We start from the raw sequence: 21,485 nt of genomic DNA on the forward strand, positions 1-21,485 counted from the left end.
AACTTACGCCCGAGGGCTAAGCCTTAGAAATGCTTTGAAACAGTAGCCGCTATTAACAGAATTAATAGAAAGGCTCAGGCCCCGCATGACGGGGCCTGTGGCTTATTGACGCACCAGAAACTTGAGGTCGCTGGGCGCATCGATCGGCAATTTCTGCACGGTTTTACCCAGCAGGCCGGTTTTGGGGTCGCGTTCGACCACCACGATTTCGTTGCTTTTCTGGTTGGCGATCAGCAAAAACTTGCCGCTCGGGTCCAGGCTGAACTCACGCGGATGATCGCCATCCACGGAGCGGCGTTGCAGCTCCTTGAGGTGCGCGGTGGCCGGGTCGATGCTGAACACCAGCAGTTGATTGGCCGTGCCACGGTTGCTCAGGTACAGGAATTTGCCATCACTGGAGGCATGCAGCGCGGCACCGGCCTTGTCGGTCACCGGTTGCCCGGCGGCGAAATCCACCAGTTGGGTCTGGGTCAGTTGGCCGTCCTTGTAGTCGAACACCGCCACCTGCGCGCTCATCTCGGTGGTCAGCCAGGCATGCTTGCCATCAGCGCTGAACAACAGGTGGCGCGGGCCGCTGCCGGGCGGCAACTGCACCGACGCCGGTTTCGCCGGAGTCAATGGCAGCTCAGGGTTGGTCTTGGGATCGTAGCGGTAGGCAAACACCTTGTCCGCCCCCAGGTCCTGCACAAACACGTATTTGCCATCCGGCGATGACACCACCGAATGCACGTGGTTGGACGCCTGGCGCTCAGGGTTGACGCGACTGGCCGGGTGCCCGCTCAGTTGCACCGGGGCCGACAGCTTGCCCATGGCATCCACCGGCAGCACCGCCAGGCTTCCGCCTGGATCTTCCAGCACCGAATAGTTGGCGACAAACAGGTAGCGCCCATCGGCGGCCACGCTGGAATGGGTCGGTTCATTGCCCAGGCTCTGCACCTGGTTGATCAAGGTCAGTTGATGATTCTGCGGGTCGATGCTGTAGCTGCTCACGCGCCCGACCGGGTCTTGCTGGCCGGGGCCGTTTTCGTTGACCACAAACAGGTGCTTCTGGTCCTTGGAGACCGTCAGCCACGACGGATTGGCCGCTTTGGCCGCCAGCACCGGCTGGCCCTGGAATTTGCCAGTGCGGCTGTCGAATTGCAGGCGGTAGATGCCTTCGCTGCTGCCGGCGGTGTAGCTGCCCACCAACAGTTCATAAGTATCGGCCGGCGCGGCTTGCACCGACATGGCACCGACACTGCCCGCCATCAGCAGGGGCCAGAATTTACGCATCATCATCCGCTTCATCCTCATCGTTATTGTTGTCGCCCTTGATCGCACTCAGGCAGACCAGACGGTGTTCGCCGTCTTCGTTGCGCAAGAGCCAGCTTTGCAAGCTGTCATCAAAGGTGGCGGCGTTCAGTTGTTCTGGACTGAACTTCCAACGCTTGAGTTCCCGGCCGTCCATGCTTTCGATCAGCAAGTGCTGGTCAAACGTGAAGTCGAAGGCGTGCAGCCCGTTGATGATCAGCATGTCGCTGTCGGTCAGGGCGGTGCTCAGGTTGGGTTGCGAATCGGTCATGATGTGAAGTCACTGCGGGGGAAAAGACACATGATAGGTCAATTCCCCCGTGGTGCCTTGCGGCAATGGTCTAATCGATCAATGCGCGAAGAGTGAATTGCCCTTTTGCCCTGCCAGTTTCTCCGGCTTGATCAGGAACCGCGCCAGCGCCGGCAGCAGCCACAACGCGCCGAACATGTTCCACAGCAGCATGAAGGTGAGCATCAGGCCCATGTCGGCCTGGAACTTGATGGCCGAGAAGATCCAGGTGCACACGCCGATTGCCAGGCACAGGCCGGTGAACAGCACGGCTTTACCGGTGGACTTGAGCGTCTGGTAGTACGCCTCTTGCAGCGGCAAGCCGGCGCGCAGGAAGCTTTCCAGGCGGCTGTAGATGTAGATGCCGTAGTCCACGCCAATCCCCACGCCCAGCGCCACCACCGGCAAGGTCGCGACCTTGACGCCGATGCCCATGAACGCCATGAGCGCGTTGCCCAGCACCGAGGTCAGCACCAGCGGCAGCACGATGCACAGGGTCGCCGCCCAGGAGCGGAAGGTGATCATGCACATGGTCGCCACGCACAGGTACACCAGGATCAGGATGGTCAGCTCCGACTCCTTGATCACCTCGTTGGTGGCCGCTTCGATCCCGGCGTTACCGGCGGCGAGGATGAATTCCAGGCGGTCCTTGTTGTTTTCCTTGGCGAAGTCCTGCACCGCATGCACCGCGCGGTCGAGGGTTTCGGCCTTGTGGTCGTTGAGGAACACCAACACCGGCGCCAGGGAGCAGTTGTTGTTGTACAGGCCATCGGCACGGGCGATGGAGTTGTTCAGCACGTCCGGGTTACGCGACAGGGTTTCCCATTTCAGGTTGCCCTCGTTCATGCCCTTGATCATCTGCTTGGACACGGTCACCAGCGAGATTGCCGACTGCACGCCCTCGGTGTTCTGCATCTTCCACATCAACTGGTCGATGGGCGCCATGGCTTCATAGCGCGAGCAGCCTTCGGCCTTGGTCTTGACCATCACCACCAGCACGTCGGAGCTGGTGGAGTAGTTGCTGATGATGAAGTTGTTGTCTTTGTTGTAGCGCGAGTCCGGGCGCAGTTCCGGCGCGCCCTGGTCAAGGTCGCCGATCTTGAGGTTCTGGCTGTACCAGAGGCCACCGCCAAAGGCGATCAGGGCCAGGAAGATCGAGACCGGCGCGACTTTCGGGCTGGCGAATTTCGACAGCAGGCGCCAGAACGGGTGTTCGCGGTTCGCGTCTTTCTTGCTCTTGGCGATGGCGCGTTTGCTGATGCCGACGTAGGAAATCGCCACTGGCAGCAGGATCAGGTTGGTGAACACGATCACCGCCACGCCGATAGAGGCGCCGATGGCCAGTTCACGGATCACGCCGATGTCGATGATCAGCAGCGTGATAAAGCCCACCGCATCGGCGAGGATCGCGATCATTCCCGGCAGAAACAGCTGGCGGAAGGTGCGGCGTGCGGCCGTCAGCGCGTTGTCCGCTTCGCTGGATTGCAGGGCGATACCGTTGATCTTCTGCACGCCGTGGGAAATACCGATGGCAAAGATCAGGAACGGTACGAGCATCGAGTAGGGATCCAGCCCGAAACCGGCGGCGTGCATCAGCCCCAACTGCCAGACCACCGCCACCAGGGTGGTGCTCAATACCGCAATGGTGCTGCGCAGGCAGTTGGTGAACCACAGCAGCAGGACCAGGGTGATGCCGAACGCCACGCCGAAGAACAGCACCACCATGATCAGGCCATCGATCAGGTCGCCGACTTTCTTGGCGAAGCCGACGATGTGGATCTGCACGTTGGGGTTCTGCTCCTGGAACTTGGTGCGGATCTTGTCTTCGAGTTCATGGGAGAACTTGCGGTAGTCCAAGGCCAGCAACTTGCCCTGATCCTGTGGGTCCGGGTAGGACTCCAGCAGCGGGATGTCAACGATGCTCGATTTGAAATCGTTGGCCACCAGGCGCCCGACCTGGCCGGACTTGAGCACGTTGTTGCGCAGTTGATCGAGGCTTTCCGGCGAGCCGTTGTAGCTCTGCGGGATCACTTCACCGCCGGCAAAGCCTTCTTCGGTCACTTCGGTCCAGCGGACGCTGGGGCTCCACAGCGACTTGAGGCCCGAACGGTCGACACCGGAAATGTAGAACACTTCGTCGTTGATCTGACGCAGGGTCTCCATGTACTCCTTGGTGAAGATGTCACCGTCCTTGGCCTCCACCGAGATGCGCACCGTGTTGCCCAGGTTCGCCAGGTCATTGCGGTGCTCCATCATCTTCTCGATGAAGGGGTGCTTGAGCGGGATCATTTTTTCAAAGCTGGTGGACGGGCGAATCAAGGTCGCCTGCCAGAACAGGAAAATACTCACCAGCAGGCAGATCACGATCACTGCCGGGCGGTTGTTGAAGATCAGGCGCTCAAGAAAGGTCGCTTTATCGTTGTGATGACTGCTCATTCTTTCCCCGCCTTCTTATTGTTTTGTCGGTTCGGCGCCATCGGCTTTAGCGACGCGAACGCCCCCCTGCCCGGCCAGAATCAAGTTGCCATTGCCTGCCGCCGTGACGGACGACAGGGATATCCGGTCCGCACGGTTGAACACGCTGAAGGTCACGCCGTCGTCATGGCTGACCACCACGCTGCCGCCGTTGCCGACCACGACAATCGAGCCGTCCTCCAGCAAGGTCGCGCCCGACAACCCAAACTCCAGCGCTCCCCGCGCGGCGTTCAGTTCAACTTGCTCCCAGGTATTGCCGAAATCTGTGGAGCGGTACAAGTTGCCGCGCAAGCCATAAGCCAGCAAGGTTTGCGGCTGGGCGGTGCCGATCACGCCAAACAGCGAGCCCTCGTAGGGGCCTTCGAGTTTTTCCCAGGTCTGGCCGTCGTCGCTGGAGCGGAACATGCTGCCCTGCTCGCCAACGATGAACAGGCCGGCGTCCTTGATGTGGGCAATGGCGTTGAGGTGGTACTGGTCTTCGTTGTCGAGGCGGTCGCTGACGTCGTCCCAGGTCTTGCCGCCGTCGGTGGTTTCGATCAACGCACCGTAGGCGCCGACGGCCAGGCCATGGTTGGCGTCGTTGAACCACACGTCGAGCAGCGGGGCTTCGCGTTTGAGGTCCTGGTATTGCTGGGTCCAGGTGGCGCCGCCGTCGGAACTGGCAAGAATCTGCGCATCATGGCCCACCGCCCAGCCCTGCTTGTCATCGACGAAAAACACTGCCGTAAGCAACTGTCGGGTGGGGACTTTGGCTTGGGTCCAGGTGCTGCCCTGGTCATCGGAATAGAGGATGTGCCCGCGATCACCGACCGCCACCAGGCGCTTGCCCGCGTGGACCACATCGATCATCAGGCCTTTGGCGGCCTTGGGGGATTCAATCGCAAACGAGGTATCGCTGGCGGCCTGGACGGCTGCCGGTAACACGACAGCGCCAAACAGCGAGAGCGCTGCGGCCAGCATCGCAACCCTGCGTGCGGCGCGTGGGCGGCAAACAACCCAACCCATGACAGGCTCACTCATAGACCTTTCTCCCATTTATTATTGTTATCGCTGCCTTCCGGGGCCTTGAAACCTGCAATCTAGAGCGCCTGGAGGAAGCAGGGCCATCCTATCGGGCTTTCGAATCGTCTGACAATCGGCGCTACGTTATCTTTTGTTAACTGACGCCCTTTCGTCAGCGCCTGAATATAGCTGTATTCGCCGGGGTGATCGCCGAGGCAGCAATGAATTTTTATTCCATCTATTGAAATATGGGAATTTTTATTCCATTAATAGTGTTCCTGAAAACAATAATCCAAAGGACCACGTCGATGCGTGAACTCGGAATCGGCTTGATCGGCACAGGCTTCATGGGGCGCGCCCACGCCTTGGCCTTCAATAACGCCCGCGCGGTATTCGAGCTGCCGCTGCACCTCAAGCTGGCAGCACTGGCCGACGCCGACACCGAACGCGCCCACCGCTGCGCCAAGGATTGGGGCTTTGCCCAGGCCCATGGCGACTGGCAGGCGTTGATCAATGATCCCAATGTCGACGTGGTGGCCATCACCACGCCCAACCATTTGCACTACCCCATGGCCATGGCCGCCGTCGCAGCGGGCAAGGCGGTGTATTGCGAAAAACCCCTGGCCGTGAGCCTGGAACAGGCCGACGCCATGCGCCGCGCCGCCAGTGCTGCGGGCGTGGTGACGCGGGTGGGCTACAACTACCAGCACAACCCGATGATCACCCTGGCACGGCAGATGATTGCGAGCGGCGAGTTGGGCGAGATCATCAGTTTCCAGGGTGAGTTCAGCGAAGATTTCATGGCTGATCCGGCCTCGCCATGGTCGTGGCGCTGCGAAGTGGAACACGCGGGCGGCGCCTTGGCAGACTTGGGCAGCCACTTACTGTCGATGGCGCGCTATCTAGTGGGCGACGTAGTGAGTGTGTGTGCCGACACCCAGACCGTCCACGCCCGGCGACCGGCCGTCAAAGGCAGCACCGACCTTAAATCGATTGCGGTGGATGATCAGGTGCATGCCTTGTTGCGCTTCGCCAATGGCGCACGCGGTACGGTGAGCAGCAGTTGGCTCAAGCAGGGCTACAAAAACCACCTGAGTTTCGAGATCAGCGGGACGAAAGGCACCTTGGCGTTCGATCAAGAGCGCTTGAATGAATTGCAGGTCTGTCGCCTTGGCCAGGACGGTTTCGAGCGTTTGCTCGCTGGCCCTGCCCTACCCGGTTATGCGGCGTTCAGCCCGGCGGCGGGCCATCAGTTGGGCTACAACGAACTGAAGACCCTGGAGGTGCAGGAGTTGATCCTGGCGCTGGCCGGTCAAGGTGCGGATGGCACGGACTTTGAGGCGGCATGGGAAGTTGAGCGGTTGGCGACGGCGATTCGCGTGGCGGCCAGAGAAGAACGCTGGGTACAGGTCGAAGAGGTTTAACAGCGCCGAACCTTGTGGTGAGCGGGCTTGCCCCGCGCGAGGCAAGCTCGCTCACCACAAAAAGAAAAGTCTAGCGCAGTGCCCGGCGCAGGACTTTGCCGACGGTGGTCTTGGGCAGTTCAGTGGTGCGGAACTCCACGTACCTGGGCACCTTGTACCCCGTCAGGTACTCCCGGCAATGCGCAAGAATCTGCTCCTGGGTCAGGCTCGGGTCCTTGCGCACCACGATGATCTTGACCTTCTCCCCGGTCACGCCATCTTCCACACCAATTGCCGCCACTTCGGCCACGCCAGGGTGCAGCGCCACCACGTCCTCGATTTCATTGGGGTACACATTGAAGCCCGAGACCAGGATCATGTCCTTCTTGCGGTCCACCAGGCGGATATAACCGCGCGTGTCCATCACGCCGATGTCACCGGTCGACAACCACCCTTCGGCATCCAGCACTTCGGCAGTGGCCTCCGGACGCTTCCAATAACCTTGCATCACCTGCGGCCCGCGCACTTGCAACTCTCCCTGCTCGCCGATTTCGGCCAGTTCGCCGTCTTCACGCACAAACCGCACCCAGGTCGAAGGCAATGGCACGCCGATGCTGCCGGTGAATTCCATCTCGCGCATGCGCGCAATGTTGATCGGGCTGATGCTCACCACCGGCGAGCACTCGGTGAGGCCGTAGCCTTCGATGATCGGCAGCCCGGTGACTTCCTTCCAGCGCTTGGCCACCGCCGTGTGCGTGGCCATGCCGCCGGCGATCACCATGCGCAGGTCGGAAAAGTCCCGTGCGCAGAACTCCTTGTTCTCGAGCAGGCCGTTAAACAAGGTGTTGACCCCGGCAATTCCGTTGAAGCGCTCCTTGCGCAGGATCATCTGCACACGTTTCACGTCCCGCGGGTTGGCGATCAGGATGTTGCGCCCACCCAGGCACATGAACATCAGGCAATTCACCGTCAGGGAAAAGATGTGGTACAGCGGCAGCAGGGTGACGTTGGTTTCCTGCTTGTCCTGGTCCAGTTGGTCGCCAACCCAGGCCTTGGCTTGCAATAGATTGGCGATGATATTGCGGTGGCTGAGCATCACGCCCTTGGCATCGCCGGTAGTGCCGCCGGTGTATTGCAGAAAGGCCAGGTCGTCGAGGTGCATCTCCACCGGGAAATGAGTGAGCGCCCGCCCTTGTTTCAGCGCCTGGTTGAAGCGCAGCGCGCAGCGCAGGTTGAACGCCGGCACCTGCTTTTGCACGCTACGCAGGATGAAGTTCATCGCGGCGCCTTTGAACGTGCCGAGCAAATCGCCGATGGCGGCGATTACCACACGCTTGACGCTGCTGCCGGTGATGACTTTTTCCAGGGTGTGGGCGAAATTCTCGAAGATCACCACGGTTTCAGCACCGCTGTCCTTGAGCAGGTGCTTGAGCTCATGGGAGGTGTACAGCGGGTTGACGTTGACCACCACCGCGCCGGCCAGGATCGTACCCAACAGGCAAATCGGATACTGCAAGCAGTTGGGCATCATCAGCGCAACACGATCACCTTGCTTGACGCCCTGCCCCTGCAGCCAGGCGGCAAAGGCATAGCCTTGCACCTGCCAGTCGGCGTAGGTCATTTCGGTGCCAATGCTGACGTACGCCACCCGTTCGCGAAACTTCTCCAGGTGTTCCAGGAACACCTCGCGCAGCGATGGGTAGTCCTCGATAGCGGCGTCGATATCTGCCGGGACGCCGGGCAGGTAAGCGTTCAACCAGATCCGTTCGGTGTGTTCCAGGCTTACAGCGTTCATGGCAGTCTCCTTGTTGTTGTTTTTGATAGAGCTACTTTTCGACGATGGCGGTAATGCCCAGCCCGCCCGCCGCGCAGATGGAAATCAGGCCGCGCCCGCCGCCGTTCGCATGGATGATCTTGGCCAGCGCCGCCAACTGCCTGCCTCCCGTGGCGGCAAAGGGATGGCCGCAGCCCAGCGAGCCACCGTTGACGTTCATCTTCGCGCGATCAATGGTGCCCATGGGCGCCTCCAAGCCTAGGCGTTCGCGGCAATAATCCGGGTCTTCCCAGGCCTTGAGTGTGCACAACACCTGGGCGGCAAAGGCTTCGTGGATCTCGAAGAAGTCGAAGTCCTTGAAGCTCAGGCCTTCGCGTTTCAGCATGCGCGGCACGGCGTAGGCCGGGGCCATCAGCAGGCCTTCGGTGCCGTCGACAAAATTCACCGCCGCGGTTTCGCCGGTACGCAGGTAGGCCAGCACCGGCCAGCCGTTGGCGGCGGCCCACTCTTCACTGGCCAGCAGCACCACCGAGGCGCCGTCGGTCAACGGTGTGGAGTTACCGGCGGTAAGGGTGCCGTTCTGGCGGTCGTAGGCTGGAGACAGGCCGGCGAGCTTTTCCAGGCTGGCATCGGCGCGCAGGTTGTTGTCCCTGGCCAGGCCGCGATGGGGGCTGATCAGGTCGTCGAAGAAGCCGCGCTTGTAGGCCGCGTCCAGGCGTTGATGGCTGGTGAGGGTCAGCTCATCCTGGGCCAGGCGTTTGATCTGCCAGCGCTTGGCCATTTCTTCGCAGTGTTCGCCCATGGACAGGCCGGTGCGCGGCTCGCCGTTGCGTGGCAACAGTGGTTTGAAGAACATCGACGGCCGGACCTTGAGCAACGTCTTTAACTTGTCGCCCATACCCTTGGCACGATTGGCCGCGAGCAACGTGTGGCGCAAGGACTCATTGATACCGATGGGCGCGTCAGAGGTGGTGTCGGCCCCCCCGGCAATGCCCACCTCGATCTGGCCGAGGGCAATCTTGTTCGCCACCAGCAACGCCGCTTCCAGCCCGGTGCCGCAGGCTTGCTGCACATCGTAGGCCGGCGTATCCGGCGACAAGGTGGTAGACAGCAACGACTCACGCGCCAGGTTGAAATCCCGCGAGTGCTTGATCACCGCGCCAGCGGCAAACTCACCGAGACGTTGGCCATGTAGGTTGTAGCGGTCGACCAGCCCTTGCAGCGCGGCGACCAGCAGGTCCTGGTTGCTGTCGTGGGCGTACACCGTGTTGGAGCGAGCAAACGGGATGCGGTTGCCGCCGATGATCGCCACGCGACGGACCGGGGCCGGGTTGAAGCTGTAGTCACTCATTCCAGGTTCTCTTTCCAGATGAAAAGGCCACGCATATGGGGTTTGTCACCGGCAAAATTGCGCACTTCGAATTCGCGGCGCGGGCCAGTCACCGGATGGCTCCACAGCGCGACCTGGCCGGGCAGGAAGATCGGCAGCTTGAAGTCACAATGGGCCTCGGCCTGGTCCAGGCCACCGGGCGGTTGCTGGGCGGCGAGCGCGCGGCCCAGGGTCCACATGCCATGGGCGATGGCACGGCGAAAGCCGAACAGCTTGGCGCCGATCACCGAGGTGTGAATCGGGTTGAAATCCCCTGAGATCTTGGCAAAACGTCGGCCCAGGTCGGCGGGCAGCACCCAGCGCTGGGTGCGTAACAAGCCGTCTTCCTGCAGCGGCAACGCGTCACCCCACGGTTCGCCAACCGGGTCCTTGACGTCCCGGCGCAGGTACAGGCTGTCGCTTTCCCACACCAGCGTGCCGGCACCGTAGGCACGGGTGGCGATGCTCAACGCCTGGCCCTTGGGATGGGCCACCCAACGCTCGCAATACACCTCAATGCGCAACGCCTGGCCTTCGTGCAGGTGCTGGTGCTGACGGATGCGATTGGCCAGGTGCACCATGCCGCTGGCCGGGTACGGAAAGCTGGGGCGGGTCAGCAGCATCAAGTGCAAAGGAAACGCCAGCACATGGGGATAGGACAGCGGCACGCCCTGTTCGCGGCGAAAACCACAGGCACGACCATAGGCGGCGATGTCGGCGGCAGACAACGCCACCGCCGAGCGCACCAGGCGCTCCTTGGGCAGCGCAGGCGCGCCGTCTAGCTTGGGTTTACGCAGGGCACGCACGCCATCCAGCAGCAAGCGGGTGCGTGAAGGCGGCGGATCAATGATCTGCGTCACGTAGTCCATGGCTCAGGCTCCCAGCAGGCTTTGGCCACACACCCGTACGACTTGGCCGTTGACCCCTCCGGAGGCCGGATGCGCCAGCCAGGCGATGGCCTCGGCCACGTCGATCGGCTGCCCGCCTTGGGACAGCGAATTCATGCGCCGCCCGGCTTCACGGATCATCAGCGGGATCTTGGCGGTCATCTGGGTTTCGATAAACCCCGGCGCCACCGCATTCACCGTCACCTGCTGCGCCGATGCACGCGGTGCCAGGCCCTGCACCAGGCCGATCACACCGGCCTTGGAGGTGGCGTAATTGCTTTGTCCGAGGTTGCCGGCGATGCCGGAGATCGACGAGACACAGACAATTCGCCCTCCAGGGTTCAGGCCCTGGCCGTCCAATAACGCCTCGCTGAGCCGCAAAGGTGCTTCGAGGTTCACCGCCAGTACGCTGCGCCACGCGGCCTCGGTCATTTTGGCGATGGTCTTGTCGCGGGTGATCCCGGCATTGTGCACCACCACGTCAAAGGCGCCGTATTGGCTGAAGTGGGCTTGCAACAGTGCAGCCGCGTCCAGCGCGGTGATGTCCAGGGGCAGCGCCGAACCGCCGACGCTGTCCGCCGCCTGTTGCAACGCTGCCTGGGCCTGGGGCACGTCCACGCACACCACATGGGCGCCGTCCCGCGCCAACACCTGAGCAATCGCCAGGCCGATGCCACGGGAGGCGCCGGTGACCAAGGCGCGACGGCCGGCGAAGGGTTTGTCCCAATTGACCGTGACGTGGCCGTCCACCGGTTTTTCCAGGCGCACCACTTGCCCCGACACATAGGCCGAACGGCGCGACAGGAAGAAACGCAAGCTACTGTCCAGCGCGTCTTCGGCACCCGGCGCCACGTAGATCAACTGCACCGTGATCGCCCGGCGCAGCTCCTTGGCCAGCGAGCGCACCAACCCTTCGAGGGCACGCTGGGCAATGGCTTGGGGCAAATCCTGGCAATGCTCCGGCGCGGTGCCGAGTACCACGACGCGGCCATGGTGGCCAAGGCGCTTGGCGTTGGCGTGGAAGAACACATACAGCTCGTCCAACTGTTGCAGGTCAGCCACGGCACTGGCGTCAAACACGGCGCCTTGCACTTTCACCGTGGACGGCGCCTTGAGCGTCGCCGGGGTGGCGGCAACGGTATCAGTGGCCGCGAAAATCCGCTGTACCTCGGCGGCCAGGCGCCCTGCCCCGGCGATGATCACCGGGTTGACCAAGCCCTGCTGGCCGCTGCGGTGGCGTTGCAGTGGCAGGGGCTGCGGCAAGCCGATGGCTTGCGCCAGGCGACGGCCCCAAGGGGAATTGACGAAGGAAAGGTAGCTGTCACTCATTGATAGATTCACTCACAACACGGTGTTGGCTAATTGACCGAGGCGTTTTCGCTTTGGTTGGTGCGACGTTTCGCCGTCGGCTCCAGCGCTTGCTTGCGTTGCTGCAACGCCTCCAGCAAGCCGAAGTCCTGCGGGAAGTCGTCCACCTGGATGCCGTGGTCGGCGTATTCCACGTAGCGGCCGAGCAAGGTGTCTTCGTCGTCGCTGATCAGGTCCAGCGCCCGCGCCTTGACGCGCCAAGCGGTGAAGGCCGTGGCGGAGATCGGCATCGGCTCGATCAGGCCCTGCTTCACGGCGGGCTTGAGCCGGGCGTCGATCAGCTCGACTTGGGGCAGCAGGCGGAAACCCAGCTCGCCGTAGGCCAACTTGTCGATTTCCGGACGTGGGATGTAAGAGTTGGCCAACAAGCGGTCGCGGGTTTCGCCCGGGGTCTGCACCACGTCGGCCACCTGGGCCAGCAGACGGTCCGACGGTTTGCGCAGTGGGATCCCGAACGGGAATGTCAGGCCACGTAGCACCGCCGCAGCGGGTTTAGAGGGGTAGTTATCGAGCACTTCCGCCAGCGCTTCGTGGGCCCGCAGCAACGCATCCTGCGCCACCCAGTGCACCAACGGCAGGTCCGCCTGGGGCCGGCCGTCGTCCTCAAACCGCTTGAGCACGCAGGACAGGATGTACAGCTGCGACAGAATATCGCCCAAACGCCCGGTGATACTTTCCTTGCGCTTGAGCGCACCGCCCAGTACGCCCATGGAAATGTCTGAAATCAGCGCGAGTACCACTGACAGACGATTGGCCTGGCGGTAGTAAGACGCCAGCGCCGGGTCGGTCTTGGCCGGAACGGAAATCAGCCGCCCGCCTGTCAGGGAATGCACCGCCGCTCGGACGGTATTGGCCAGCACAAAGCTCACATGACCGAACATGGCACTGTCGAAGGCTTCCAGCGCTTTACGCCGGTCCGGGTTACGCGCCGCTTCCATTTCGCGGAACACATAAGGATGGCAACGGATCAGGCCCTGGCCAAAGATGATCAGGCAGCGCGTCATGATGTTCGCGCCTTCGACGGTGATGGCGATGGGGCTTTGCTGGTAGGCACGGGCCAGGAAGTTGTTGGGCCCCATGCAGATGCCCTTGCCGGCAACGATGTCCATGCCGTCATTGACGATGATCCGCGCGCGCTCGGTGACGTGGTACTTGGCAATCGCCGAGATCACCGAGGGTTTCTCACCCGCGTCCAGGGACGCCACCGACACTTTGCGCACCGCATCGCAGGCATACAGATGCCCGGCCATGCGCGCCAGGGGCGCCTGCACGCCTTCGAATTTGCCGATGGGCAGGCCGAACTGTTTGCGCATCGCGGCATAGGCGGTGGTGCCGCGCACCGCCACCTTGCCCAGGCCAACGTTGGCCGACGGCAGGGAAATCGCACGGCCAGCGGCCAGGCATTCCATCAACATGCGCCAGCCGTTGCCGACTTGCTCGCGGCCGCCGATCACCCACTCCAGCGGAATAAACACATCCTTGCCGGTGGTAGGACCGTTCTGGAAGACGGCGTTCAGCGGCCAATGCCGGCGGCCGCTGTTGACGCCGGGATGGGAGGTTGGGATCAGTGCGCAGGTGATACCGAGTGAACCCGGAGCGCCGAGCAACCCGTCCGGGTCTTCTGCGCGGAACGCCAGGCCGAGCACCGTGGCAATCGGGCCGAGGGTGATGTAGCGCTTGTCCCAGGTCACGCGAAAGCCCAGCACTTCCTCGCCTTCATGGGTGCCTTTGCAGACGATGCCCAGGTCGGGGATCGCCCCGGCATCGGAGCCGGCATACGGGCTGGTCAGGGCAAAGCATGGGATGTCTTCACCTCGCGCCAGACGCGGCAGGTAGTAATTGCGCTGGGCATCGGTGCCGTAATGCAACAACAATTCGGCCGGGCCGAGGGAGTTGGGCACCATCACCGAAATGGCGGCCGCCGAGCAACGCGTCGACAGTTTCATCACCACCTGCGAGTGCGCGTAGTGGGAGAAGCCTTTGCCGCCGTATTGCTTGGGAATGATCATGCCGAGGAACCCGGCATCCTTGGTGTACTGCCAGCCTTCGGGCGACATGTCCTGCCAGACCTGGGTGGTTTCCCAGTCGTTGGCGATATCGCACAGGGTTTCCACTTCGTTGTCGAGGAAGGCTTGTTCCTCTGCGCTCAGGCTGGCCGGTGCGGCTTGCAGCAGACGCTGCCAATTGGGCTTGCCGCTGAACAACTCGGCGTCCCACCACACGGTGCCGGACTCGATGGCGGCGCGTTCGGTGTCAGACATCGCCGGCATGATCGTACGAAACAGGCCCAAAGCCCTGCTGGTCAGCAAGGTGCGGCGCAGGGGTTTGATGGTCATCAGCAACGCGGGCGCCACCACCAGTATCGCCGCGACTGTGGCGCCGAAACCGGCCACGACGTTGAACAGGTAACCCGCTGCCAGCCAGATCAGGCCTGCGGCCAACCACAGGGTGGCGACAGCTTGTCGATATGCCAGGGCGATCGCTGCTGCGAAACCCACCAGTAACCAGATAACCATGGAGATACCTCGATTCGATTCAGGGTACGGCCTACGTGCGCCAGGTCGGATGACATACGGCGTAACGCCACACTACAAAATTCGAAAACTATATTCAAATTTTATTTTGAAATTATTATTTAATGCCTGGGCAAAAAAAATGGCGGCTGAGCGAGCCGCCGGGTCAAGTCATCACCAAAGGGGAATACAGCCTTGAAACATCAGAACGTATAGGTGGCCGACAGGCTGACGACATCACCGGACGCATTCACCTTGCCATCGAGGCTCGCGGCCCCCAGCCGGTCGACGTTCTGGGTCTTCAACTTCACCGTCTGAACGAACTGGTGGGAATAGGCAACGTCGAGGGTCAGGTCCTCAATTGCCTTCACGTCGTACCCGGCACCGAGGGACACAAAGGTGCGATCACCATCCGGGATGCGCGGGTCACGGGTGGAATTGCGGGTTGGCGTCTGGTCAATGGCCACACCTGCACGCAAGGTCAGCTCATCTGTCGCACGGAAGTCGCCACCGAGGGAGTACATCCAGGTGTCCCTGTAGTTGTAGGGAATAGACACGATGGTGATGTCCCCCGACTTGAGTGTCAGGTCCTTGAACGAGGACCACTGCGTCCAGACCACACTCGCGCCCAGGGTGAACCGATCATTGAACTGGTGCACCCAGTCCAAGCCTGCGGTGGCAGGGATATCCAACCGGGTGCTGGCATGGGCACCGTCCGGAAACAGCTCAAGCCCCGGATAGGCCGTGCCCACCAGCGTACCGCTGCCGCCGAAGGGGCTTGGTTGGGTCATGAGGTTGTAGGAAAAGTTATCGGCATGGATGTTGTACTTGCCGGTCATCTTGTTCTTGATCCTGGCGTGGTAGTTCAACCCCAGCGTGTCTTTTTCCGTGGGTTTCCACACCACACCGGTAAACCAGCCGGCTGAAACATTGTCGACCTTGACCCGCATCAGCGCGCCGCCGACGTCCGACGGGAAAGCAATACCGCCCAGTTCAGAGTCCGATACCGCCGCCGCCGACAACAAGTCGATGTTCTGGCTGACGAACCCCTTGCTGTGCTGGACGATCACCCCACCGCCGACGGAAAACTGGTCGTTGACCTTGAACGACAAAGCGCCGGTCAAACCCACGGTTTCGATTTTGGTGTCCACTGCAAAGCCACGCAGTTTCGAATCCTGGTCCCAGGTGGAACGCATGCCCTGGGGCACGACCTGGCTCAGGCCGAAGGCAAACCGGTCGCCCAGCGGCATGACCATGAAGCCTGTGGGCAGCCAGGCGGAGAAGCCCCCTTGGCCACCGTCATTATGGTTCGCGGTCGTCGCGGTGGAATCAGGAAAGCCGTTGTCATCCAGCGGCGTGCTGGAAATCGGCTTGCCAGCATAATCATAGGCGTCGCCTTTGTACTTGATGTTGATGCGCGCGTAATCGACCGTGAACTGCGCAACGTTGCGGTCGACAAACGCCATGGCAGCCGGATTGTTATACGCCGAACTCGGATCGTTCTTGAACAGCGAGCCACCCGCGAAAGCCCTGCCCCAACCGGGGGCGCCATAGGTCGGGGTGGAGAAACCACCGGCGTGCACAGGAGCGGCCACCATCCATCCGCCCATCAACGCCAGGCCCAGCAGCACGTCAATCTGTCGTTTATTTAACTTCACACGGCACCTCTACTGCGCTCTCAATCAGCCAGCCGCAACAGGCGCCTCATGGGAGGCGCCTGCCTTTTAACGGGCGCTCAGCCCCTAATGTTCACGCCGTCCTCAAGGAACAATGGTGAACGCTGGCGTTGGCTTGACGCTCAGGCTCACCACGGTGCAGTTGCCTGCCAGGGATTGATTGGTAGCCGTCAACACACCACCGCTGTAGTTGGAGGTGATAGTGGAAGCCCCACAATTGGAGACCGGGTACAGAATCGAACCTGCGATGGTGTACCCGACGTTGGTCACCGAACCTGCGGTAGCACCGGTAGCGGTCAGCGTCCAAGGCAAGCCGGTGATCTTGGGCAGGCTGCAAAGCCCACCCCCCGTGATGGCAACGTCAGTGATTTTGGCAACGCCCGCGGCGTCGACATTACCGGTGAAAGTCGCACCGCAATTGACCGCGGCCTGGTAGGAGGATGGCGATTTCACCGAGATCGTGCCGGGCGCGGTGAAGCTGGTATTAACCGGGGTGATGCTGTAGGCATTGGCCATGGAAGAAACACCCATGCAAAGAGCCAGGGCAGACAACGATACGAGGGCTTTCAAGTTCATCATTGTTATTCCTCACAGATAAAGGCGATTTATTCGCCACGGGATATTGGCCACGGACAAACAGTTGCACTGAAACAGCGAAACGGATTGACCCGACCAAACTTCACACCAACCAATCAATCGGCAATCAACTTAAACTTATTCGATAGCCATTAATTGAAAAAACACGACTTACGCCAAGCACTCAGGCGTGATGAACCATGATCCATGGCCAGCACACACACGATGAAAAGATCGATAGGCTTGATAAATATTTACCGAGACATGCGCTCTTCCCCTTAACTAATTGACTGCTTGATTTAGAGCAACTTTCTTCCAACCACTCACACACCGAAATAGGAATAATCCGAGCGTTCAAAATCGCTATTTATTTGGATGACCCAGAAGTTAGCCAACCTGGATGACCAGGATTAAACATTTGTAGGAAAGTAGTGAGGTGGCAGGTAGGCCATCGCGCTGGCGCTACGCATGCAGGGGGAAGGTCTTGAATGGTTTACCCGATACCGAGACGAAAAAAAACAGCGCCTGGCTAGAGCAGCCAGGCGCTGTTAATCGCAAGAGCGTTCATCAGGACGAAGGAGAGACCCCGCGCCCCGTACGAACTATCAGAACGCGTAGGTGGCCGACAGGCTGACCACGTCGCCTGAAGACTCGGCTTTACCGTCAAGACTGGCGCCCCCCAGGCGATCGACGTTCTTGGTCTTCAACTTGACCTCCTGAACAAACTGGTGCGAGTAGGCGACATCGACGCTCAAACCCTTGATCGCTTTCACATCGTACCCGGCACCGAATGACAGGAAGGTGCGGTCGCCGTCCGGAATCCGCGGGTCACGGGTAGAGTTGCGGGTTGGAGTCTGGTCAATGGCCACACCGGCGCGCAGGGTCAGCTCATCGGTGGCACGGAAGTCGCCGCCGACCGAATACATCCACGTATCCTTGTAGTTGTATGGAATAGAGACGATCTCGATATCCCCAGATTTCAACGTGAGGTCCTTGAACGATGACCACTGCGTCCACACCACACTCGCCCCCAAGGTGAAGCGATCGTTGAATTGGTGTACCCAGTCAAAACCGGCGGTAGCAGGAATATCCAGTTGGGTACTGGCGTGGGCACCGTCCGGGAACAGCTTGAGGCCTGGATAAGCCACTTCAACCAACGTGCCATTCCCACCTATCGGGCTGGGTTGGGTCATCAATGCATAGTTGTAGGCATCCGTATGAATGTTGTACTTGCCCGTCATCTTGTTCTTGATCTTGGCGTGATAGTTGAGCCCCAGCGTGTCTCGGTCAGTCGGTTTCCAGGTCACACCGGTAAACCAGCCTGTCGAAATATTATCGACCTTGACTCGCATCAGCGCTCCGCCAACGCCTGATGGCAACTGCACCCCATTCAGTTCAGGGCTCGTGGAATTGGACGCGGCAGAAAACAGATCGATGTTCTGGCTGACGAACCCTTTGCTGTGCTGAACGATCAGGCCGCCGCCAATGGAAAACTGATCAGTGACCTTGAACGAAAGAGAGCCGGTCAAGCCGACGGTTTCGATCTTGGTATCGACTGCAAAATCACGAAATTTGGAGTCTTCGTTCCACGTCGAACGCATGCCTTGGGGCACGACCTGGCTCAAACCAAACGCGAAACGATCACCAATCGGCATCACCATGAATCCGGTCGGCAACCAGGCAGTAAAACCACCTTGCCCCCCATCGTTGTTGTTCACCGTGGCCGCGGGTACGTCAGGAAAGCCATTATCCCCAATCGGGATATTGGCAATGGGGTCACCTTTATAATCAGTGGCGCTCCCCTTGTACTTGATCTTGATGCGCGCGTAATCGACCGTGAATTGCGCAACGTTGTGTTCTACGAAAGCCATGGCAGCCGGGTTGTTGTAGGCGGAACTCGGGTCATTCTTGAACAGCGAACCACCGGCAAACGCTCTCCCCCAACCGGGTGCGCCGTAAGTAGGCGTGGAAAAACCACCGGCGTGTACCGGCGTGGCAACCATCACCCCACCCATTAGCGCCAACCCCAGCAGAACCTGTACCTGTTGTTTCTTATTATTCATACGGCACTCCTTATTGTTATCTCACTGAACCGGCCCCAGCCGACAGTTGCTGCTGCTTGGTCTTTCCTGATGGTTATTGATTAAACTCACAGGGCCACGAACACCCCGAGTCAAAAGGAGCAACGGGCGCCCTGAAACAAGCGCCCCACCTGAGGCGCTTGTCTTTTTCGGGTGATCAGCCCTTCATTCTCAAGCGAGCATCAAGGAATGATGGTCAGCGCCGGCGATGGGGTTACGCTCAGGCTTACGACAGTGCAACTGCCGCTGAGGGTCTGGTTGCTCGCGGTCAGCGCGGAACCGTTGTAACCCACGTTGATAGTGCTCGGACCACAGTTGGATGCGGGGTAAAGGAAGGTGCTGGCGATGGTGTAGCCGACGTTGGAAACGGTTCCGGACAGCGTACCGTTAGGACCGGTCGCGGTTAAGGTCCACGGCAAGCCAGTGATCTGTGGCAGATTGCACAGGCCCCCACCAGAGACGGTCACCGTATTGATTTTTGCTACACCGGCGCCGTCAACTCGGCCCGCGAACGTTGCGGTGCAGTTGACGGCCGCCTGGAACGAGGAAGGCGACTTCACCGTGATGGTGCCTGGGGCGGTAAAGTCAGTATTGATCGGCGTAATACTATAAGCATTTGCCATCGAAGCAGCGCCCATGCAAACAGTCAAAGCAGTCAACGATACGAGGGTTTTAAAGCTTTTCATTGTTTTTCCTCACATGTTATGGCGAAGTCATTTCGCCAGGGGTAATGGCCATGATCGAGAGGTCACGGTGAAACTGCAGAACTTCCCTTTCCAGCCAAATCTCAATTCAATTACCGCTGTCACATCAGACGGTTATTCAACAACTTTAAAGTTGGGCGGCATCTTGATGGATACCGTCTTGATCGTGCAGTCTTCGCCAATCGGTACATTCGCGGCCTCCAACTTTCCGGTGGCGTTATCCCACGTACCCTCGGCGGTCGAGGGTCCGCATTTGCCGCCCAAACCAAAGGCGTGGACATCCACGCTGATCTTCGACATGGAACCGCTCTTGGTGTCTTTGGCGACCAGTACCCAAGGCAGGTTGATGGCTTCGACCCGGCTGCACTTGAGGCCGCCGTCGAATTCGACTTTGTCGACATTCACCGATGAGCCATCCGCCGCGACTTTGCCGGCCACCTTGATGGTGCAATCGGCACTGATCAGTGCGCCTTTGGAAAAACTGATGGGGCCCTGGGCGGTGAATGCACTGCCGGCGGGTTCGATGCGCGCTGCCTGGGCCTGGTGATAGGCAATAAGGCCCAGCGCAGCCAATACGATATGGGTGGTGAACTTGGCAGGTGCTTGCATGGTGTACGTCCTTCCCTTTAATTATTTTTGTTCGGGGCAAACAACTTTCTGGCTATCCATTTGCAAACTTTCGGGCGATAGAGACCTGCGCGGCACGCAGGCCCCGAGTACGCACACGGTATGGCGTGAACTTAAAAAGGCTTAGCGCTGTTGCTGTACTTCTCCAGGTACTTCAAGCGTTGTGAGGGCTGAAGATTGGTCAGCGTAATATCTCCCGCATAATGATTCAGCACACGATGGTCCATGCGCCGCCGCCACAAATAAGGCACATAGGCCCAGACAATCATGCTGGCGTAGCCATAAGGAAGTTGCGGCGATTCATCAAAATGACGCAACGACTGATAACTACGAGTGGGGTTGGCATGGTGATCGGAGTGCCGTTGCAGTTGAAACAGGAAGATATTGGTAACAATCCGATTGCTGTTCCATGAATGCCGTGGCGAACAACGTTCATAACGACCATTGGGCAACTTCTGACGTTTAAGCCCGTAGTGTTCTACATAGTTCACGACTTCCAGCAGCGAAAACCCGTAGATGCCTTGGATAATCAGGAACGGAATCACTGCCGCTCCCAGCCAGGCGATCATCGCGCCCCACAGCACCACGCTGTACATCCAGGCACTGAGCACGCCGTTCTGCCAATGCCAGGCCGGCAGGCCGAGCTTGCGCAGGCGCTCGCGTTCCAGGTTCCACGCCGAGCGGGCACTGAACCACACCGAGCGCGGCAGAAAGGCCCAGAAACTCTCCCCCAGCCGCGAGCTAGCTGGATCCTCCGGCGTGGCGACACGGACGTGGTGGCCACGGTTGTGCTCGGTGTAGAAGTGACCGTAGAAGGTCGGGGCCAAGGTGACTTTGGCCAGGAACACTTCCAGCGCATTGGGTTTGTGCCCCAGTTCATGGGCGGTGTTGATCGCGATACCGGTGGCGGCGCCCGTCGACATGGCCATGCCCAGGTAAGTGAACCAGCTCACTTCGCCATGCAGCTGGGTGCGTGCGGTGAGGTAGCTGGCCGCATGTGACAGCCAACTCGACGGCTCCAGGTTCGCGGCAGCCTGCAACAGCCCACCCTGGATGATCCAGTCGATACCGCCGGCAGCCAGCCAACCGGTGATCACCACCGACGAGATGACAAACAGTACGCCGGTGTAGACGATCCAGCGGTAGTAGCTTTGCGATTCAAGGTGGCTGACGGCGGATTCGGGCGGGTTGCTCACGTCTTCACCGAGCAAACCATCGATCAGCGGGATCAGGCCGAAGATCACCAATACGCCGACCCACCAGAGTTGCTGGATACCGGTGGTGATGGCCAGGACGCCGGACAACAAAGGCGTGGCCAAGGGCATGATGCCCAACCACCACAGGTGGCGCTTGCCGTCGGTCCATACGCTTGGCGCTGCCAGTGTCTGATTCATGGCAGCCACCGTTGCTTGGCAGTGCAAAACAGGTTCAGGGAGCGTTGAATGCTCCAG

The 21,485-nt window shown here is 60.3% G+C and carries 16 protein-coding genes; 1 reads left to right on the forward strand and 15 read right to left on the reverse strand.

Translation table 11 applies throughout. The features are described 5' to 3' along the window. Window positions 1–102 precede the first annotated feature (102 nt). The 4 genes from ACP7EW_RS27650 to ACP7EW_RS27665 all read right to left on the reverse strand — a co-directional run bounded on the left by ACP7EW_RS27650 (window position 103) and on the right by ACP7EW_RS27665 (window position 5,059). Window positions 103–1,278 carry a lactonase family protein gene (locus ACP7EW_RS27650; protein WP_426221226.1) on the reverse strand — a complete coding sequence of 392 codons (1,176 nt, stop codon included), beginning with the start codon at window positions 1,276–1,278 and terminating at the stop codon, window positions 103–105. Continuing rightward, the gene (locus ACP7EW_RS27655; protein ID WP_033902392.1) at window positions 1,265–1,561 is read right to left on the reverse strand and encodes a DUF5629 family protein; all 297 of its coding nucleotides are present in this window, start codon (window positions 1,559–1,561) and stop codon (window positions 1,265–1,267) included. Before ACP7EW_RS27655 ends, ACP7EW_RS27650 begins: the two co-directional genes overlap by 14 nt. A 78-nt stretch (window positions 1,562–1,639) precedes the next feature. Further along, the gene (locus tag ACP7EW_RS27660) at window positions 1,640–4,015 is read right to left on the reverse strand and encodes an efflux RND transporter permease subunit (RefSeq protein WP_426221229.1); all 2,376 of its coding nucleotides are present in this window, start codon (window positions 4,013–4,015) and stop codon (window positions 1,640–1,642) included. A 15-nt stretch (window positions 4,016–4,030) separates the two neighbouring features. Then, window positions 4,031–5,059 (reverse strand): WD40/YVTN/BNR-like repeat-containing protein, encoded by a 1,029-nt coding sequence (locus tag ACP7EW_RS27665; RefSeq protein ID WP_191983023.1) that lies wholly within the window; start codon window positions 5,057–5,059, stop codon window positions 4,031–4,033. Between the two features lie 305 nt (window positions 5,060–5,364). Here ACP7EW_RS27665 and ACP7EW_RS27670 point away from each other — a divergent pair, with 305 nt between their 5' ends. Next, window positions 5,365–6,480 (forward strand): Gfo/Idh/MocA family protein, encoded by a 1,116-nt coding sequence (locus tag ACP7EW_RS27670; protein WP_426221231.1) that lies wholly within the window; start codon window positions 5,365–5,367, stop codon window positions 6,478–6,480. A gap of 70 nt (window positions 6,481–6,550) precedes the next feature. Here ACP7EW_RS27670 and ACP7EW_RS27675 read toward each other — a convergent pair whose 3' ends face one another. The 11 genes from ACP7EW_RS27675 to ACP7EW_RS27725 all read right to left on the reverse strand — a co-directional run bounded on the left by ACP7EW_RS27675 (window position 6,551) and on the right by ACP7EW_RS27725 (window position 21,428). Then, window positions 6,551–8,254 carry an AMP-binding protein gene (locus tag ACP7EW_RS27675; protein WP_426221233.1) on the reverse strand — a complete coding sequence of 568 codons (1,704 nt, stop codon included), beginning with the start codon at window positions 8,252–8,254 and terminating at the stop codon, window positions 6,551–6,553. Between the two features lie 31 nt (window positions 8,255–8,285). Continuing rightward, window positions 8,286–9,584: an acetyl-CoA C-acetyltransferase gene (locus ACP7EW_RS27680; RefSeq protein ID WP_426221235.1), complete on the reverse strand. Its 1,299-nt coding sequence runs from the start codon at window positions 9,582–9,584 to the stop codon at window positions 8,286–8,288. Beyond that, window positions 9,581–10,471, reverse strand: coding sequence for a MaoC/PaaZ C-terminal domain-containing protein (locus tag ACP7EW_RS27685; protein WP_426221237.1), 891 nt, complete (start codon window positions 10,469–10,471; stop codon window positions 9,581–9,583). The genes ACP7EW_RS27680 and ACP7EW_RS27685 overlap by 4 nt, the downstream gene beginning before the upstream one ends. A 3-nt stretch (window positions 10,472–10,474) precedes the next feature. Beyond that, a complete protein-coding gene (locus tag ACP7EW_RS27690; protein ID WP_426221239.1) occupies window positions 10,475–11,818 on the reverse strand; it encodes a 3-oxoacyl-ACP reductase in 1,344 nt (447 codons plus the stop codon). 29 nt (window positions 11,819–11,847) lie between these two features. Further along, the gene (locus ACP7EW_RS27695) at window positions 11,848–14,373 is read right to left on the reverse strand and encodes an acyl-CoA dehydrogenase (protein ID WP_426221241.1); all 2,526 of its coding nucleotides are present in this window, start codon (window positions 14,371–14,373) and stop codon (window positions 11,848–11,850) included. 200 nt (window positions 14,374–14,573) lie between these two features. Beyond that, on the reverse strand, window positions 14,574–15,980 hold the full coding sequence (locus ACP7EW_RS27700) for an outer membrane protein transport protein (protein ID WP_426221338.1): 1,407 nt from the start codon (window positions 15,978–15,980) through the stop codon (window positions 14,574–14,576). A gap of 150 nt (window positions 15,981–16,130) precedes the next feature. Further along, entirely contained in the window at window positions 16,131–16,625 is a 495-nt protein-coding gene (gene praB, locus ACP7EW_RS27705) for an alkane oxidation protein activator PraB (RefSeq protein WP_426221243.1), read from the reverse strand. Between the two features lie 602 nt (window positions 16,626–17,227). Continuing rightward, entirely contained in the window at window positions 17,228–18,685 is a 1,458-nt protein-coding gene (locus tag ACP7EW_RS27710; RefSeq protein ID WP_177112271.1) for an outer membrane protein transport protein, read from the reverse strand. Window positions 18,686–18,885: 200 nt separating this feature from the next. Then, a complete protein-coding gene (praB, locus tag ACP7EW_RS27715) occupies window positions 18,886–19,389 on the reverse strand; it encodes an alkane oxidation protein activator PraB (protein ID WP_177112273.1) in 504 nt (167 codons plus the stop codon). Window positions 19,390–19,521: 132 nt separating this feature from the next. After that, window positions 19,522–20,016 carry an alkane oxidation protein activator PraA gene (praA, locus tag ACP7EW_RS27720; RefSeq protein WP_034106166.1) on the reverse strand — a complete coding sequence of 165 codons (495 nt, stop codon included), beginning with the start codon at window positions 20,014–20,016 and terminating at the stop codon, window positions 19,522–19,524. Window positions 20,017–20,147: 131 nt separating this feature from the next. Next, window positions 20,148–21,428 (reverse strand): alkane 1-monooxygenase, encoded by a 1,281-nt coding sequence (locus ACP7EW_RS27725; protein ID WP_426221246.1) that lies wholly within the window; start codon window positions 21,426–21,428, stop codon window positions 20,148–20,150. Window positions 21,429–21,485 lie beyond the last annotated feature (57 nt).

It is taken from the genome of Pseudomonas sp. DWRC2-2, from assembly GCF_049897885.1.
GTDB lineage: Bacteria > Pseudomonadota > Gammaproteobacteria > Pseudomonadales > Pseudomonadaceae > Aquipseudomonas > Aquipseudomonas azotoformans_A.